Raw genomic sequence first — 18,090 nt, forward strand, 5'->3', positions numbered from 1 at the left:
ATTTCAGCTGTCGCCATTTGCAGCGACGTGCACCACCCGTAGGGCGGATTAGCCGCTCGCGGCGTAATCCGCCACAGACCCGCACCGGGCGGCGCGGTCAGTGCATGGAAACGAGCTTTCGCCCCAGCCATCTTGGCCGCGCAAGAGCCGGCGCAATGCGCTGCGCTTATTGCGCCCTACGGCCTACGCCCCTGCAATGAAGGCGACGCTCTGCGCGATGACCTCGGCATCGCTCAGCAGGCGGCGATGGCCCAGCCCCGAGAGCTCGACCAGGCGCGAGTCCGGCCAGTTCTGCTGCAGTGCCTTTGAGGCGCCGAAGGGCACGGTGCGGTCCTCCGGGTCGTGCAGGATCAGGCCACGATGACGCAGCCCGTCGCGCATGTTCTCGATGTCGAGTGCGCTCAACGGCTGGCCGATGTGGCCGTGCGCCCAGGCCAGCAGGGCTTCGGTCTGCTGCGGCTCAAGACCGTACGCGGCGCTTGCACCCAGCAGCATCCGCTGCAGCGAGGAGGGGCCGCACAGGTGCACGGATGCGTTGACCCGCAGGCCACGATTGAACGCCCACAGGCTTCCCGCCGAACCCGCGGAGTGGGCAATCACCGCCTCCACCTGGCCCAGGCTCTGGCAAACCGACAGCAGCGCCTCGCCGATATGTACGACGCTGGTGACGTCGCCGCTCGACTGGCCATGGGCCGGCGCGTCCAGCAGCGTCACCGCAAAACCGGCCGCCAGCAGCGGATCGACGAAATCGAGCATCTGCGCCGCGCAGCCATCCCAGCCATGCAGCAGCACCACACGCGGCCCCTCGCCAAAACTCCACAGCGCCAGCTCGCCGTCGGCATGCCGATGACGGCTGTGGCTGGCCTGCGCCAGACGTTGCTGCTGAGCCTCGTCGAGCGGCATGCGTCGGGGATTGGCGAAGGCTTGTAGCAGGGCGGCAGGTGGGACGTTGATCGAGGTGTTCAGATTGCTCATGGCGGGCTCCTTGGGCGGCTGCAGTAGCGCAGTCGCATTTTAAATGTCGACCATAATACAAAGAGTCGTCAAGCAGAATTTCAGCATTGGAAGCGGCCAGGATGGGGCTCTATGGATGGCTGCGGCGGAGAGTTCGTCGCACGGCACCGGGGCTGGTCGAGTGCTAGAGGGTTCGCTCGTGTAGCGAGGGGGCAACGCCGATCCTGCGCTATGTCTGGCAGCCGGCCCTTCGGACATTCGCACCGTGCAGGGGGCACGGTGGATAAACAAGGCGTTATCCACCCTACGAAGCTGGCGTCCTCCACGAAACCGTAGGTTGGCGCCGAGCTAAGCGAGGCCCAACGGACGAACTCGCAACGGTCCACGCGCTATCGTCTTGCCCCGCGTTGGGCCTGGCGGCCGAACCTACGAATCCACCGACCTACGCCACGGCGAGCCTGGTGGTCCTAGGGCATTCGCACCGTGCCGCGGGCTCGGTGGATGAACAAGGCGTTATCCACCCTACGATGCTGGCGTTCTTCACGAGACCGTAGGTTGGCGCCGAGCAGAGCGAGGCCCAACGGACGATCTCGAAGCGGTCCACGCGCTATCGTCTTGCACCGCGTTGGGCCTGGCGGCCCAACCTACGAATCCATTGGCCTGCGCCAACTCGAGCGCCGGCCGCGTGCACGCACCGTAGGGTGGATAACGCTCTGTTTATCCACCAGCCCACTGCGCAAAGCTTGCGTCCTTCACGGCGCTCGTCCGCCCCGGGCATCGCCTTGCCAGCGGTTGCACCGAGACAAGGTTCGGGGATCAGATGGAGGAGGGCGCGCCGCCGCCCAGCGCCTTGTAGATCGCCACGATGCCGCGATACAGGTCGACCTCGGCCTGGGCCAGGTTGTCCTCGGCGGCCAGGCGTTCGCGTTCGGCGTCCAGCAGCACAAGAAAATCCACCTCGCCTTCGCGATAGCGCACGCTGGCCTGTTCGGCGGCGGCCCGGCTGGCCTCTGCCTGGCGCATCAGGGCGAGCTGGCGCTGCTGGCGCTGGGCGTAGTCGCTGAAGGCGTTTTCCGACTCCTCCAGGGCCAGCAGCACCTGCTGCTCGTAACTGGCCAGCGCGCCGTCGGCATCGGCTTCGGCCGCGCGCAGGCGGGCCCGCACGCTGCCCAGGTCGAACGCCGCCCAGGTCAGTGACGGCGCCAGGCCCCAGGCGCCGGCATCGGCCGCACCCAGGCGCGAGCCGCGTCCGGCGGTGAAACCGAGAAAGCCGGAGAGGCTGACGCGCGGGAACAGGTCGGCTGTGGCCACGCCGATATCGGCGGTCGCCGCGGCCAGCTCACGCTCGGCCGCACGCACATCCGGACGACGCTGCAGCAGCTCGCCCGGATCGCCAATGCGGATCGACTTGGCAATCGCCGGCAGCGGCTGCGGCGCCAGGTCGAGCTGCAGCTCGCTCGGCCGCTGACCGAGCAGGGTGGCGATGCGATTGCGCGCCCGTGCCTGTTCGGCCGCAAGCATTGGCAGGCTGGCTTCGGTCGCGGCCAGGCGGGCGTCGCTGCGCAGCACGTCCAGCTCGCTGCCCACACCGGCTTCGCGCAGCTGCTCGGTGAGCTTGCGCGACTGCCGCTGGTAGTCGAGGTTCTGCCGGGCGATGCGCTCACGCAGCTGGGCGCCGCGCAGCGTGCCGTAGGCGTCCACCAGCTCGGCGATCAGGCTGACCTGCAGCTGCGCAAGCTGCGCCTCGGCGACTTCGGTGCGGGCGTCGCTGGCTTCGATCTGGCGCTGGATGCGGCCGAACAGGTCGAGCTCCCAGAGCATGTCCAGGCCCAGGTCGTAGCGCTCCTGGCGCACCCGTTCCTCGCTCAGTGGTGGCTGCTGCGCCTTGCCGAACTCGCCGGACGCACGCCCGGTGATGGTCGGCAGCTGGTCGTTGGCGGCGTCGTCGCGCAGGGCGCGGGCGGCGCGCAGCCGGGCGAAGGCAATCTGCAGTTCGCGGTTGCTGGTCAGCGACTGGCGCACCAACTGGTCCAGCACCGGATCATCGAACTGCTGCCACCACTCGCTCTGGTAGGCGCTGCTGTCATGCAGCGCCGGCTCGATGCTGCCGAGCTGCGCAGGCTCGGTGCGCGGCGCCTGGTAGTCGGGGCCCACCGCGCAGGCGCTCAGCGCCAGGACCAGCAGGCTTGGAATCAGCGCTTTCATGCATGCACCTCGTGCAGTCGGGTTGCCTGGCGCGCCTCGCGTTTCTCGACGAAGGCGCGGATCAGCACATAGAACAGTGGCGTCAACAGCAGGCCGAAGAAGGTCACCCCGAGCATCCCGCTGAACACCGCGACGCCCATCGCATGACGCATCTCGGCGCCGGCGCCGGAGGAAAGCACCAGCGGCACCACGCCCATGATGAAGGCGAAGCTGGTCATCAGGATCGGCCGCAGGCGCAGGCGGCAGGCTTCCAGTACCGCGGCGACGCGATCCAGGCCTTCCTCTTGTTTCTCCTTGGCGAACTCGACGATCAGGATGGCGTTCTTGCACGCCAGGCCCACCAGTACGATCAGGCCGATCTGGGTGAAGATGTTGTTGTCGCCACCGGCCAGGATCACCCCGGTGATGGCCGACAGCAGCGTCATCGGCACGATCAGGATCACCGCCAGCGGCAGGCTCCAGCTTTCGTACTGCGCCGCCAGCACCAGGAACGCCAGCAGCACGCAGAGCGGGAAGACGAAGATCGCGCTGTTGCCGGCGAGGATCTGCTGGTAGGTCAGGTCGGTCCACTCGAAGGTCATGCCGTTGGGCAGCTCCTGGGTCAGCAGTTCGGCAATCGCCGCCTCGGCCTGGCCGGAGCTGTAGCCGGGGGCCGCCGCGCCGTTGATCTCGGCGGTGAGAAAACCGTTGTAGTGCATCACCCGGTCCGGGCCCGAGCTCGGCTCGACCTTGAGGAAGGCCGACAGCGGCACCATCTCGCCACGGTTGTTGCGCACCTTGAGCTGGCCGATCTGTTCCGGCTCGAGGCGGAACTGCTGCTCGGCCTGGACGTTGACCTGGTAGGTACGGCCGAAGCGGTTGAAGTCGTTGGCGTAGAGCGAGCCCAGGTAGATCTGCAGGGTGTCGAACACATCGCTGATCGCCACGCCGTGGATCTTCGCCTTGTCGCGGTCGATGGCGGCGTCGATCTGCGGCACGTTGACCTGGTAGCTGGTGAACAGCGACATCGGGTCCAGCTCCGGCAGCTCGCGCGCCTTGGCCAGGATGTTCTGGGTCTGCACGTAGAGCTCGTCGTAGCCAAGGCTGGCGCGATCCTGCACCTGCAGGCGGAAGCCGCCGATGGTGCCCAGGCCCTGCACCGGCGGTGGCGGGAAGATCGCCAGATACGCCTCCTGGATGCTGCCGAAGCGACCGTTGAGTTCGGCGGCGATGGCATCGGCGGACATCTCCGCGTCGGTGCGCTGGTCGAAGTCCTTCAGCGCGACGAAGACGATGCCGCTGTTCGGGCTGTTGGTGAAGCCGTTGATCGACAGGCCGGGGAAGGCCACGGTGTTCTCCACGCCCGGATGCTTGCCGGCGATCTCCGACATCTCCTTGATCACCGCTTCGGTGCGATCCAGGGTCGCGGCATCGGGCAACTGGGCGAAGGCCACCAGGTACTGCTTGTCCTGCGCCGGGACGAAGCCTGCCGGGGTATTGGCAAAGCCCAGGTAGGTCAGGCCCATCAGCCCGGCGTAGATGAACAGGGCGATACCGCTGCCGCGCAGCACGCGCTTCACGGCGCCGACATAGCCGTGGCTGGCGCGCTCGAACAGGCGGTTGAACGGGCCGAACAGCCAGCCGCCGAACAGCCGGTCGAGCACCTTGGAAAAACCATCCTTCGGCGCGTCATGGCTCTTCAGCAGCACCGCCGCCAGCGCCGGCGACAGGGTCAGCGAGTTGAACGCCGAGATCACCGTGGAGATGGCGATGGTCAGCGCGAACTGCTGGTAGAACTGCCCAGACAGACCGGAGATGAACGCCGTGGGGATGAACACCGCGCACAGCACCAGGGCGGTGGCGACGATCGGCCCGGTGACTTCCTTCATCGCCTGGCGGGTGGCCTCCAGCGGCGTCTTGCCCAGGCCGATGTTGCGCTCGACGTTCTCCACCACGACGATCGCGTCGTCCACCACGATGCCGATCGCCAGCACCAGGCCGAACAGCGACAGCGCGTTGAGCGAGAAGCCGAACATGTGCATCACCGCGAAGGTGCCGATCAGCGACACCGGCACCGCCACCAGCGGGATGATCGAGGCGCGCCAGGTCTGCAGGAACAGGATCACCACCAGCACCACCAGCACGATGGCTTCGAGCAGGGTGTGCACCACCGCCTCGATGGAGCCGCGCACGAAGATGGTCGGGTCGTAGACGATTTCGTAGTCCACACCCTGGGGGAAGTTCTGCTTCAGCTCGCTCATCCGCTCGCGCACCGCGTCGGAGATCTCGATGGCGTTGGAGCCGGGCCGCTGGAACACCGGCATCGCCACCGCCGGCTTGTTGTTCAGCAGCGAGCGCAGCGCGTACTGGCTGGAACCCAACTCGATCCGCGCGATGTCGCGCAGGCGGGTGATCTCGCCGTCATCGCTGGCCCGCACGATGATGTTCTCGAACTCCTCCTCGCTGACCAGGCGCCCCTGGGTGTTGATCGACAGCTGGAAGCTGTTGCCGGCATTGGCCGGTGGCGCGCCGAGCGAGCCGGCGGCGACCTGGCGGTTCTGCTCGCGGATCGCCGCGACCACGTCGCTGGCGGTGAGGTTGCGCGAGGCGACCTTGTGCGGATCGAGCCAGACGCGCAGCGAGTAGTTGCCCAGGCCGAACAGCTGCACGTCGCCCACGCCATCCAGCCGCGCCAGCTCGTCCTTGACGTTGAGCGCGGCGTAGTTGGACAGGTAGAGCATGTCGTAGCGATCGTCCGGCGAGATCAGGTGCACCACCATGGTCAGGTCGGGCGAGGCCTTGTCGACGGTCACGCCGAGCCGCTGCACCTCGGTCGGCAAAGTCGGCATGGTCCGGGTCACGCGGTTCTGCACCTGCACCTGGGCGTTGTCCAGGTCGGTGCCGAGGGCGAAGGTGATGGTCAGCGTCAGGTTGCCGTCGGCGGTGCCCTGGGAGGACATGTAGAGCATGCCCTCGACTCCGGTGATCGCCTGTTCCAGCGGCGAGGCGACGGTCTCGCCGATCACCTTGGGGTTGGCGCCGGGGAAGGCGGCACGCACCACCACGGTGGGCGGCACCACTTCCGGGTATTCGCTGATCGGCAGCTGGAACAGCGACAGCGCCCCGGCAATCAGGATCAGCAGCGAAAGCACCGCGGCGAAGATCGGCCGGCGGATGAAGAATTGCGAGAAGTTCATCGTCGTTGTCCTGTATCAGCCGCGGGGCGTGCGGGCGGGGCGAGCGATCTGCTCGACCATCTGCGGGGCGCTGCGGGCTTGCACCGCGCGGCGCTGGCTGGCCAGGGCTGCGAGGGTGGCTTCGCTGGCCATGGGCACCGCCTGCGGGTCGACCACGGCGCCGGGGGTCACCCGCTGCAGGCCGTTGACCACGATGCGCTCGCCACCTTGCAGGCCCTTGCGCACGATGCGCAGGCCTTCCAGCTTCGGCCCGGTCTCGATGGCGCGGTAGGCCACGCTGTTGTCCTCGCCGAGCACCAGGACGAATTTCTTGCCCAGGTCGGTGCCGATGGCCGCATCGCTGATCAGCGTGCCGTCGTAGGCGCGGCTGCCGACCAGCTTCAGGCGCACGTAGAGGCCGGGGGCGAAGCGTCCGTCGGCGTTGTCGAACACCGCGCGGCCACGGATGGTGCCGGTGCGCGGGTTGACCTGGTTGTCGAGAAAGTCCAGCTGGCCCAGGTGCGGGTAGCCGTCCTCGCTGGACAGCCCCAGGTACACCGGGCTGGCATCGCGCACCTGGCCGCCGTTGTCGCGGGCCAGGTCCAGGTACTTGAGGAACAGGCGCTCGTCGGCGTCGAAGTAGGCGTACACCCGGTCGGTGGAAACCAGGCTGGTCAGCAGCGTCTCGCCGGCATTCACCAGGTTGCCGGCGGTGACTTCGGCGCGGCTCACGCGGCCGTCGATGGGCGCGGTAATGCGGGTGAACGACAGGTTCAGCCGGGCGTTATCCAGCTGCGCCTGGATCGCCGCCAGCGCCGCCTTGGCTTCGACTGCGGCACTGGCGCGGGCATCGGCCAGCTCGCTGGAGATGGCATTGCTCTGGCGCAGACGCTCGCCGCGGCGTGCTTCATTGACTGCCCGACCATGATTGGCGCGCGCCTGCTCCAGCTGCGCCTGCAGCCGGGCGACCTCGGCCTGGAACGGCCGCGGATCAATCTGGAACAGCAACTGGCCTTTCTTCACCAGGCTGCCCTCGTCGAAGCTCACCGTGTCGACGTAGCCGGAAACCCGCGGGCGGATCTGCACCGACTCCGGCGCCTCGAGGCGGCCGCTGAGCTCGTCCCATTCATTGATCGGTTGCTGGATGGCTTCGGCGACGCTGACCTGCGCCGGCGGCATCTGCGCGCTGGCTTCAGGTGCGCGTTCGCAGGCGGCCAGGGCGAGGAGGAGGGTCAGCGCAAGAGGGGCGCGCCAGAGAAGGGATGACTGTTCCATGAGAGATTCCGCCAGTCGGATGGATGACCGGCGGAAGTCTGCGACGGGCGTTGGCGAGGCACGAATCGAACGCCGCGAAGGTGATTATCATTCGGAATGATGGATTGGCGGCTTGCCATCATCGCGACGCGAGTGACAACGCACTGGGAAATCGCAGGAAAGGCAGCGAGCGAAGGTCCGAGCAGGCCCGCCGCAAGCCTGATCTCAATCACGCCAGGGCAAGTGCAGCACTGTTCAGACGCCTGCTCAGGCGAGGCTCGCCGGATCGGCGCAGAACATCTGGATGCGCGAGCGCAACCAGCGCTCGGCCGGGTCGTTGTCCTGGGCGCCGGGCCAGACCATGTGCAACTCGAACGACGGCGAGGCCATGGGCAGCGGCTCGGCGCGCACCCCGCCACCGGCGGTGAGCACCGCAGCGGCGTAGTCCGGCACGGTGGCGACGATGTCGGTGCCGGCGAGCAGCGTCGCCAGGCCGTTGAACTGTGGCACCGCCAGCACCACGCGGCGCTTGCAGCCGACCTTGGCCAGCTCCTCGTCGATGAAACCGCTGAGGTCGCCGGCGTAGGACACCAGCGCGTGCGGCCGGGCGCAGTAGTCGTCCAGGCTCAGTTGCCCGGGCACGCTGTCGGCGCGCAGCAGCTTGGGCAGGCTGCGGCGCAGCACCTTGCGCTTGGCGTTGGCCGGCAGCTCCTCGGTGTGGCTCACGCCCACGGAAATCTCGCCGGATGCCAGCAGGCCCGGCATCAGCAGGTAATTGGCACGGCGCACCACCAGCGCCACACCGGGCGCCTCGGCGCGCAGGCGGCGCAGCAGCGGCGGCAGCAGGGCGAATTCGACATCATCGGAAAGGCCGACACGAAATACCGCGGTGCTGGTGGCGGGGTTGAAGTCGGTGGCGCGGCTGACGGCGGTGGAGATCGAATCCAGCGCAGGCGAGAGCAGGGCGAAGATCTCGCGGGCCCGCGCGGTCGGCTCCATGCTGCGCCCGGTACGCACGAACAGCGGATCGTCGAACAGCGTGCGCAGGCGGGCGAGGGCGGCGCTGATCGCCGGCTGGCCGAGAAAGAGTTTTTCCGCTGCCCGGGTCACGCTGCGCTCGTGCATCAGCGTCTCGAACACGATGAGCATGTTGAGATCGACGCGGCGCAGGTCGTTGCGGTTCATGCAGAGCATTCCATCGGAAATGCTGCGCACGTTGCGACGGCCCGGCCGCCTCGTCAAGAGCCCTCTGCGGGCGGCGCACGGTCGTTCCATCATCGCTGGGCATGATGACTATTGATCCACGCGGTTGGCAGGGCCCGGACAGCCCGGATAGAGTGCGCCCCATATCGATCCATGGCGAGGTAGCAGATGTCCCGCGTGATCCGCTTTCACCAGTTCGGCGATGCCAGCGTGCTGCGCCTGGAGGAGTTGCCTACTCCGCAACCCGGTCCGGGCGAGGTGCTGGTACGTACCCAGGCACTGGGCGTCAGCTGGTACGACGTGCTCTGGCGCCAGAGCCTGGTGCCGGACCAGCTGCCGCAACTGCCCTGCGGCGTCGGCAGCGAACTGGCCGGGGTGGTCGAGGCGGTCGGCCCCGGCGTGAGCGGCTTCGAACCGGGCATGGCGGTGGCCAGCTTCCCGACCTTCAGCCCGAACCAGTACCCGACCTGGGGCGACTACGTCCTGCGTCCGGCCAGTGCGCTGATCGCCTACCCGAGCGTGCTGACTCCCGAGCAGGCGGCGATTCACTACTGCTCCTACATGCTGGCCTACTTCGCCCTGGTGGAGCTGGCGCAGCTGCAACCCGGCCAGCGCGTGCTGATCACCGAGGCGGCCAACTGCCTGGCGCCACAAGTGCTGCAGATGGCCAAGGCGCTCGGCGCCCAGGTCGTGGCGGCGACCAGCATCGGCGACAGCGCGCCCTTTTTGCGCGAGCTGGGCGCCGACCACATCATCGATACCGAAACCCAGGACCTGGTTCTGGAAGTGGAGCGCATCACCGGCGGGCAGGGCGTCGAGATCGTCCTCGACCAGTGCGCCGGCCCGCAGATGAAACTGCTCGGCGACGTTGCCGCCGCGCGCGGCAAGCTGATCATCTACGGCGTACACGGCGGCAACGACGCCACCTTCCCGGCCTGCGCGGCATTCAAAAAGCACCTGCAGATCCACCGCCACTGCGTACTCGACTTCACCGGCCAGCCCGAGCTGGGCCTTGAGCGCAACGCCGCTGCCGTGGACGCCGCCCTGGCCCGCATCAACCAGCTGACCGAAGCCGGCCTGCTGAAAGCACCCATCGCCAGGACCTTCGCCTTCGAAGACTTCGTCGCCGCCAACCTGTACATGGAGACGTGTCCGGCGGGCGGGCGGGTGGTGATGAGGGTTGGGGTGGATGGGGTTGAGGGCTGAAGCGATGCCCAGCGTTAGCTGGGAATAAATCCGTCCTCAGCTGGATTGACACGCTATGGAGCTTACGAAGCGCAATCACTACAACCCCTGCTTCTGGACGGCGCTCTGGAACGCCTCCTACTACGAAAAGGTGGTGGCTGGTCTTGTTTCTGATGACCTGGCGCGCAAACAGGTCGTTCACGCCCTCAACGCTAAGTCGAAAAAAATTTACCCAACGACGGTCGAGCGGGTGCACTACGACAAAAACTTGGGGATCGCCGAGATAACCAAGCTTGCCGCGGAAGATTTTGTACGGCGCCACCACCCTGATCGGTGCGAACGGTTTCTCGCGGAGAGCGCGACGGCCTCTTACCCGGTCTACCTCGACTTCGAGAACATTCTTTCGGGTATTGAGGCGACACCCGCGTACCGAGCCTTGCTCAAGGTCGCTACCACTCAAGCTGTCGAGAATCTGATTGAAAAGTCCTATCTCGCATCGTTCGTGGTGCTCCAGAACCTACGCAGTCACTCGATGATGAACGCCATGATTGACTGGCACGAAGAGACTGGCAGCGAGAAATTTGAGCACTTGGTGACACTCAAATGGATGCTGAGCGATCCGCACTTCCTCTTCCGGCTGGTTCATCCATTGGTTTCCTCTCAGTGGGTACTCCACAAATCCGCCGAGCATTGCCTCCCACTCTGTGATTCACCAATCCTCGTGCAACCAACAAGCGTGATGGTCGCTCTTTCCCCTCGATTGTTGCTTGAAATACACACAGACACGCCTGCGCCAGAAGACGCGATGCCTATTTCGCAGAAGATGAGGGACGAAAGGCTGGAAGAACATCGCGTGCGGACTATCGGCAACACGTTTCGAGAGATCATTGGTGAGTCGAAGCAGCTCGAAAGATTGAGCGCCAGTTCTGAGTTTCAAGCTCGAAGCGAGTTGATGAAAGACGTCAAACGCTACAACACGTTGGTCAGGGCAGCAGGCAATCGAGAGCTATGGCATCTGAACGTATATGCCAATCGTCGATAGCGGGGGAGGCTTAGGGAATAAAGTGGCGGATATATTTTTCGAATTTTTTGTCTTCAGTAAATAAATCTGTCCCCTTTAATTTTTTGAAAATAAATTATGGCCCCTTAAGTCGTTTAACGAGTAGCGGTAAAGGGTGGGGTGGGGAAAATGAACGAAATTGAGAATTTAAGTAAGAGACTTCAGGCTTCCATTTTTGAGCTGTTGGGGCCTATTCAGGCTACCAAGGAGATAAATTACGAGGCTTTTAATAGGGCCGATGAAGTAGGGCGAGAGTTGACGCGTTTGCTCAAAGGGCAAGAGCTATTGCCCAAGGGTGCTCTGTACAGTTTGGATATGGCAGTGGGTGTTCTACTTAATGAAGCAGAATACTGTCGCGACAAGGAGGAAGTTTTAGCAGTGGCTAGAGCACTTCGTCTGACATATGGGTTGCTGCTTTGTGGAGAGGCTCATGATGAGTAAATGCACGAGCCAAAATTAAATCTGTCCCCTTGTAAATAGTTTCTAATGTTTAGAATCTTCGGGGGATTAGAGAAGGGGGCATTAATTTCTCCGGGGAAAATCACAATTAACCATCCCATTAATCGTGGTCGAAATCGGCCCCATTTTTTTCAGCGCCATATCCCAGGCCGCCCCGTCACCCACGAGGCGGCCTTTTTCGTCACTGAGACAACGCCGCCTTCTTCTGCCTGGCCCGGCGCGCGAACATGTTCAGTACCTCGACGCCTGCGGAGAACGCCATCGCGGCATACACGTAGCCTTTGGGGACGTGGGCGCCGAAGCCTTCTGCGATCAGCGTCATGCCGATCATCAGCAAAAAGCCCAGCGCGAGCATGACCACGGTCGGGTTGTCGTTGATGAACTTGGCCAGCGGGTTAGCCGCCAGGAGCATCACGGTGACCGCGACAACGACGGCGACGACCATGATAGCCACATGGTCGGTCATGCCCACCGCGGTGATGATGCTGTCGACCGAGAACACCAGATCCAGCAGCAGGATCTGCGCGATGGCGGCGCTGAAGCCCATCACCGCTGCGCCCTCCAGGGCCTTGCCTTCGAACATGTCGCCGCCAGGGGTCGGGTCCACGCTGTGGTGGATTTCCTTGGTGGCCTTCCAGAGCAGGAACAGGCCGCCGGCAATCAGGATCATGTCCTTCCAGGAGAAGGCGTTGCCAAACAGCTCGACCACCGGCTCGGTGAGCTGAACGATCCAGGCCACGGTGCCGAGCAGACCCAGGCGCAGCACCAACGCCAGGGTTATGCCGATGCGCCGGGCGCGCTCGCGCTGATGCTCCGGAAGCTTGTTGGTCAGGATCGAGATGAAGATCAGGTTGTCGATGCCGAGGACCACCTCCATGGCGATCAGGGTGGCCAGGGCGACCCAGGTGTTGGGTTCGGAAAACAGCTGGATAAGCGATTCCATCAAGGCTCTCTTGGACTAGTCAGGTGATATCCCCGAAACGGGGGAACGGCAGCGGGAGCTTTCGGAAGGGGCACGCAAGAAGCTCTTCGCTCCGTCCGATTGTATCCGGGCAATTCGGTTCCGGCTCCATGCGAATCAGGGGACCTACCACGATTGGTTGACGCTGGATCGTGGTCGGTTCCGGACGTGTAATTCTGGGCTTGTAGTCCCGGACGGGCACGTCCCGGACGGGCATGTCCCGAACGGGCATGTCCCACACGGGCAGCCGCTCGGCTTCGCGGCGGCCGAACAGCCAGAACATCGCTGGCGTCAGGTGGGTGTCGAGCAGGGTCGAGCGGATCCGCTGTAGGGTGGACAACGCTCTGTTTGTCCACCACGCCTTCTGCAATGTATTCAACGAGAGCCGAAAATCCTGCACAGGCTGCGGCACTTGGTGGTGGATGAGGAAAGCGTCATCCACCCTACAACGACGGCGTTGACCGTGGCGTAGGGTGCGCGTAGCTAACGCTATGCCCCTTGAGCTGTAAATTGACCGTCCGCGCGTCCTGTCGGCGAGTTCTGCGAGTGCAAGGGCATCGGCGACAGACCACGATTAACGAACGCCAAATCGTGGCCCGTTCCCACACGGGCCGTCCCACACGGGCCGTCCCGAACGGGCATGTCCCAGACGGGCCGTCCCCTCTACTCACAGCGCTTCGGCGCTTTCCTCCGCCAGCAGTCGCTCCGCTTCGCGGCGGCCGAACAGCCAGAACATCGCGGGCGTCAGGTAGGTGTCCAGCAGGGTCGAGCTGATCAGTCCGGCGAAGATCACCACCGCTACCGGATGCAGGATCTCGGTGCCGGGGCGTTCGGCTTCGAACAGCAGCGGCGCCAGGGCGAAGGCCGTCACCAGGGCGGTCATCAGCACCGGGCTCAAGCGCTCCAGCGAGCCGCGCAGGATCATCTGACGGCTGAACTGCTCACCCTCGAAACGCATCAGGTTGATGTAGTGGCTGATCTTCAGAATGCCGTTGCGCACCGAGATGCCGGCCAGGGTGATGAAGCCGATCAGCGCCGCCACCGACAGCGGTTGTCCCGACAGCCACAGGCCGAGCACCGCGCCGACCAGCGCCAGCGGAATGTTGAGCATGATCAGCACGGAGAACAGGGCAGAGCGGTAGCGCCCGTAGAGCACCACGAACATCAGGCTCAGCGACACCAGCGAGAGTAGGGCGATCAGCCGCGAGGCTTCCTCCTGGGCCTGGAACTGCCCGCCGAGGGTGACGAAGTAGCCGTCCGGCAGGGGCTGTTCGCTGACCACCGTGCGGATGTCCGCGACTATGTCGGAGAGCGCGCGGTCCTGGCTGTTGGCGGAGATCACGATGCGCCGCTTGCCGTCGTCGCGGCTGATCTGGTTGGGGCCGTCGCTCACCTCGATCTGCGCCAGCAACGACAGCGGCACGGGCCCGGCGGGCGTATCGATCATCAGCGCGCCCAGCCCGTCTGCCGAACGGGCCTGCTCCGGCAGGCGCACCAGCAGGTCGAAGCGGCGGCCACCCTCGATGATCTGGGTGACCTTCTCGCCTTCGACCAGCGCCTGCAGCGTCTCCAGGATGCGCGGCGCCGCCACGCCGTACTGCGCCGCGGCGGCGTAGTCGATGCGCACCTTGATCTGTGGCGAAAGCACCTGCTTCTCGATCTCCAGGTCAGCCAGGCCGGGTATCTCGGCAAGTCGCTTGCGCAGCGCTTCGGCCTGGCTGCGCAGGGTGTCGAGATCGTCGCCGAACAGCTTGATGGCGATCTGCGAGCGCACCCCGGAGAGCATGTGATCGATACGGTGCGAGATCGGCTGGCCGATGCTCACCGCGGCCGGCAGGTTGACCAGGCGCGCACGGATGTCGGCGTTGATCGCGTCCATGCTGCGGGTCAGCTCGGCCGCCGGCAGCAGGCCGATATCCAGCTCGCTGACATGGACGCCCTCGGCGTGCTCGTCCAGCTCGGCGCGGCCGCTGCGCCGGCCGACGTGGGTCACCTCCGGCACCTGCGCCAGCAGGCGTTCGGCCTGGGTGGCCACGGCAGAGGATTCGGCCAGGGTCACGCCGGGGTTCAGGCGCAGGCCGACCAGTAGCGTGCCTTCGTTGAACGGCGGCAGGAAGGTGCGCGCAAAGAACGGCACGCTCACCGCTGCCAGCAGCACCGCCAGCAGGGCGCCGGCGAGCACCGGGCACGGATGGTCGAGCGCCCGTTGCAGGCTGCTCTGATAACCACGCTTGAGCCAGGCCAGTAGGCGCGTATCGCCATGCCCGAGGGACTTCATGCCGGGCAGCAGATAGAGCGCGAGCACCGGGGTGAGCGTCATCGAGACCAGCAGCGAGGCCAGGGTCGAGACGATAAAGGCGATCCCCAGCGGCACGAACAGCCGTCCTTCCATGCCCGGCAGGGCGAACAGCGGCAGGAACACCAGGACGATGATCAGGGTGGCGTAGAGGATTGCCGAGCGCACCTCGAGCGAGGCCGCGACCACCAGCGGCAGCGCGGCGAGACGTTGGCCCAGCGGCTTTTCCCGCTCCTGCTTCATCCGCCGCATGATGTTCTCGACATCCACCACGGCATCGTCGACCAGGCTGCCGATGGCGATGGCCAGGCCGCCCAGGGTCATGGTGTTGATCGACATGCCGAAGTAGCGGAACACCAGCACCGTGACCAGGATCGAGGTGGGAATCGCGACCAGGGCGATCAGCGTCGGCCGCAACGAGCCGAGGAAGAACAGCAGCACCACCGCGACGAACGCCGAGGCGCCGATCAGCTTGCCCTGCAGGGTGCTGATCGAGGCCTCGATGAAGTTCGCCTGGCGAAAGGTCACCTGCGGCGCCTGCATGCCTTCGGGCAGCGAGCGGCGCATGTCGTCCAGCGCGCTTTCCAGCGCGCGGGTCAGGGCCAGGGTGTCGGCGTCCGGCTGTTTCTGGATGCCGAGGATCACCGCCTGCTGGCCGGCGAAGCCGGCGTCGCCGCGTTTCGGCGCGGCGGCGAAGGTCACCTCTGCGATCTGCCCGAGCAGGATCGGCTGGCCATTGCGCAGGCCCAGCGGCAGGCCGGCGAGGGTCTCCAGGCTGGAGGTCTGGCCGAGGTGGCGGATCAGGTACTCGCGGCCGTTGAGTTCGAGGAAACCGCCGGAGGTATTGCTGGCGTAACCGCGCAGCGCCTCGCGCAGCTCGCCGTGGCTGATCCCCAGCTGCGCCATGCGCGAGCTGTCCGGCTGCACCTGGAACTGGCGCACCTCGCCGCCGATGGGAATCACCTGGGCCACACCCGGCACCGCCAGCAGGCGTGGGCGCAGCACCCAGTCGGCGTATTCGCGCACCTGCATCGGGCTGATCCGTTCGGCATCGATCGGCAGCGCGATCTGCATGATCTCGCCCATGATCGAGGTGACCGGGCCCATGTGCGCCACCACGCCCGGCGGCAGGCTCTGTTCCATGCTGCCGAGGCGCTCGGCGACCATCTGCCGGGCGCGGAAGATCTCGCTGTCCCAGCTGAAGGTCAGGTAGATGAACGACAGGCCGCTGCTGGACACCGAGCGCACGCTCTCGACCCCCGGCAGGCCGCTCATGGCGGTTTCCAGCGGCAGGCTGATCAGCTGTTCGACTTCCTCGGCGGCCATGCCGCCGGCTTCGGTCATCAGGGTCACGGTGGGCTTGTTGAGGTCGGGGAAAACGTCGACCGGCATGCGCGACAGGCTGACGGCGCCATAGGCCATCAGCACCAGGCTGGCGATCACCACCAGCAGGCGGTTGTTGAGACTGTGGCTGAGCAGAAGCTTGAACATGAGGCGGCTCCCGTCAGCGGATCTGGTTGATCAGGCTGGCACCGCGTGTCACCACGCGATCACCGCTCTGCAAGCCGGACTCGATGGCGACGTCCGCGCCATCCAGTGCGCCGAAGGTCACCACGCGCGGCTCGAAGCGTTCGGCCTCGCGCTTGACCCAGACGATGTCCTGGTTGGCGGCGTTCTTCACCAGCGCCGTTGCCGGCACGGCGAGCCCTTCCAGCGTCTGGCTGCCATGCACGAACACCTTCACCGGCTGGCCGACGGCCAACTGTGCCAGCGCCGGATGCTCGCCGGCGAACAGCATCGGCAGCGCCTGTTCGCGCAGGCTGCGGGCGGCACCGACGAAGCGCAGCGGGACGCGCTGCTCGTCCAGTGCCAGGGTCGCGCCTGCCACGTCGCTGGCCAAGGTCGGCTCGTAGGCCAGCACCTCCACCTGCAGCCGCGCCGGGTCGACGATCTCGAACAGCAGCTCGCGGGCATCGACCACCTGGCCGGCGAACGCCGTGCTCGATGCGATCACCCCGGCCACCGGCGCGCGCAGCGTGTCGCGGGCAACACCTGCGTTGTCGAGGGCGCGCAGCTGGGCGTCGAGCCCGCTCAGTTCGGCGACGGCGGCTTCCAGCTCCTTGCGTGGCACCGTGTCGCTCAGCTCGCGCAGCCGGGCCACGCGCTTGTCGGCCAGGGCCCGCGCGGCGCGCAGCTCGCCCTGGCGCGCGGCCAGCTCGATACGCTCGGCGCCGGCCAGGCCGGGCACTACATAGGCGAGGATTTCATCCTTGCTGACCCGCTTGCCGACGCTGGGCAGGCCGTTCGGTCCGGCTTCCACGCGGCCGGCGATCAGCGCCTGGACCTTGCCACCGGCGTTGGGGTCCATGACCACCTTGCCGGCCAGCTCCCGCGCGCGCGGGCGGTTGGCCGGCTGTACCGGCAGGGTGCGCACGGCGAGCTGGCGCTGGGCGGGCTTGGGCAGGAACAGGCTGCCGTCCGGCAGGCGCTGCGGTGCGTCGCCGCTGGGTCGGGCGGCGGGTTGCTCGTCGTGGTCGTGGCCATCGTGGCTCCAGGCGGGCAGGCCGAGGGTGAGCAGGAACAGGCAGGCGGCGGTTCTGAGAATCGAAAGGGGCATGGCGAAGACCTTCACGAGGCGCGCGAATCGGAGCGGGCATGACGAACAGCCCAGAACAGGAGTGCCAGGGCAGCGAGCCCGCCGAGCAGCCAGAGCAGCAGGGGGCGGCCTGCGCTGGGTGCGTCGTCGTGGTCATGCTCGGCATGGGCAGGCGTCAACTCGCCCTGGAGGCGTTCGACGCTGGCGCCACGCACGACCCTGGCCTGCACGGCGATGGCGCCTTGCTCGGGCAGGGCCGGCAGATGGGCGTCGAAGGTGCCGGGTGCGCTCTGCTCGACCTCGACGGCAACGCCGTCCAGTTGCAGCGTCAGCTGGGCATCGGTCACCGGGCTGTTGTCATGCCAGTCGTCGAGATAGAGCGTCAGCTCGTCACCATCGAGCACGCCGACCAGTTCCAGTCCGTGGGCCTGGATGGCGAAGCGCGGCAGGGCGCCTTCGACGGCGGGCGCGGCAGTGGGTGAGGGTGCGTGGTCGTGGTCGTGGTCGTCGTTGTGGTCATGAGCGTGGCTTTCGCCGTCGTGGTCATGCTCATGGGTTTGGCTTCGGCCTTGGCCTCGGTCAGTTTCATGTTCATGTTCATGTTCATGTTCGTCGTGGCTCTGGCTCTGCTCGTGGGCATGCTCTTCGTGCGCGTGGTCATGCTCGCCATGGGCGTGGACGCCAAGCGGCAGCAGACCGAGGAGCACGGCGACGCTGCCGATGAGCAGGGGGCGGTACGAATTCATTCAGTGGGTTCCTTGT

General features: G+C 66.0%; 12 protein-coding genes. 3 read left to right on the forward strand and 9 right to left on the reverse strand.

Translation table 11 applies throughout. From position 1 onward, the window contains the following. Positions 1–183 precede the first annotated feature (183 nt). From DBO85_RS18310 to DBO85_RS18330, 5 genes are all read right to left on the reverse strand, one after another. Positions 184–975 carry an alpha/beta hydrolase gene (locus tag DBO85_RS18310; protein WP_108109165.1) on the reverse strand — a complete coding sequence of 264 codons (792 nt, stop codon included), beginning with the start codon at positions 973–975 and terminating at the stop codon, positions 184–186. 795 nt (positions 976–1,770) lie between these two features. Next, on the reverse strand, positions 1,771–3,159 hold the full coding sequence (locus tag DBO85_RS18315; RefSeq protein WP_108109167.1) for an efflux transporter outer membrane subunit: 1,389 nt from the start codon (positions 3,157–3,159) through the stop codon (positions 1,771–1,773). Continuing rightward, positions 3,156–6,335, reverse strand: coding sequence for an efflux RND transporter permease subunit (locus DBO85_RS18320; RefSeq protein WP_108109169.1), 3,180 nt, complete (start codon positions 6,333–6,335; stop codon positions 3,156–3,158). Before DBO85_RS18320 ends, DBO85_RS18315 begins: the two co-directional genes overlap by 4 nt. 15 nt (positions 6,336–6,350) lie before the next feature. Next, positions 6,351–7,589, reverse strand: coding sequence for a multidrug efflux RND transporter periplasmic adaptor subunit MexE (gene mexE / locus DBO85_RS18325; protein ID WP_108109170.1), 1,239 nt, complete (start codon positions 7,587–7,589; stop codon positions 6,351–6,353). 246 nt (positions 7,590–7,835) lie between these two features. Further along, on the reverse strand, positions 7,836–8,753 hold the full coding sequence (locus DBO85_RS18330; RefSeq protein ID WP_108109172.1) for a LysR substrate-binding domain-containing protein: 918 nt from the start codon (positions 8,751–8,753) through the stop codon (positions 7,836–7,838). A 186-nt stretch (positions 8,754–8,939) separates the two neighbouring features. On the opposite strand from DBO85_RS18330, the gene DBO85_RS18335 reads away from it, so the two are divergent. The 3 genes from DBO85_RS18335 to DBO85_RS18345 all read left to right on the forward strand — a co-directional run bounded on the left by DBO85_RS18335 (position 8,940) and on the right by DBO85_RS18345 (position 11,457). Then, a complete protein-coding gene (locus DBO85_RS18335) occupies positions 8,940–9,977 on the forward strand; it encodes a zinc-dependent alcohol dehydrogenase family protein (protein ID WP_108109175.1) in 1,038 nt (345 codons plus the stop codon). 55 nt (positions 9,978–10,032) lie between these two features. Next, on the forward strand, positions 10,033–10,998 hold the full coding sequence (locus DBO85_RS18340) for a hypothetical protein (protein ID WP_108109177.1): 966 nt from the start codon (positions 10,033–10,035) through the stop codon (positions 10,996–10,998). A gap of 147 nt (positions 10,999–11,145) precedes the next feature. Then, a complete protein-coding gene (locus tag DBO85_RS18345; RefSeq protein ID WP_108109179.1) occupies positions 11,146–11,457 on the forward strand; it encodes a hypothetical protein in 312 nt (103 codons plus the stop codon). Positions 11,458–11,656: 199 nt separating this feature from the next. On the opposite strand, the gene DBO85_RS18350 is transcribed toward DBO85_RS18345, so the two are convergent. The 4 genes from DBO85_RS18350 to DBO85_RS18370 all read right to left on the reverse strand — a co-directional run bounded on the left by DBO85_RS18350 (position 11,657) and on the right by DBO85_RS18370 (position 18,074). Further along, on the reverse strand, positions 11,657–12,418 hold the full coding sequence (locus tag DBO85_RS18350) for a TerC family protein (protein ID WP_108109180.1): 762 nt from the start codon (positions 12,416–12,418) through the stop codon (positions 11,657–11,659). Between the two features lie 685 nt (positions 12,419–13,103). After that, complete coding sequence (locus tag DBO85_RS18360; protein WP_108109183.1) at positions 13,104–16,223, reverse strand: efflux RND transporter permease subunit; 3,120 nt, start codon at positions 16,221–16,223, stop codon at positions 13,104–13,106. A gap of 13 nt (positions 16,224–16,236) precedes the next feature. After that, positions 16,237–17,349: an efflux RND transporter periplasmic adaptor subunit gene (locus DBO85_RS18365; RefSeq protein ID WP_108109185.1), complete on the reverse strand. Its 1,113-nt coding sequence runs from the start codon at positions 17,347–17,349 to the stop codon at positions 16,237–16,239. Between the two features lie 11 nt (positions 17,350–17,360). Continuing rightward, the gene (locus tag DBO85_RS18370; RefSeq protein WP_108109187.1) at positions 17,361–18,074 is read right to left on the reverse strand and encodes a hypothetical protein; all 714 of its coding nucleotides are present in this window, start codon (positions 18,072–18,074) and stop codon (positions 17,361–17,363) included. Positions 18,075–18,090: the final 16 nt, after the last annotated feature.

This window comes from Pseudomonas mangrovi (assembly GCF_003052585.1).
Classification (GTDB): Bacteria; Pseudomonadota; Gammaproteobacteria; order Pseudomonadales; family Pseudomonadaceae; genus Aquipseudomonas; species Aquipseudomonas mangrovi.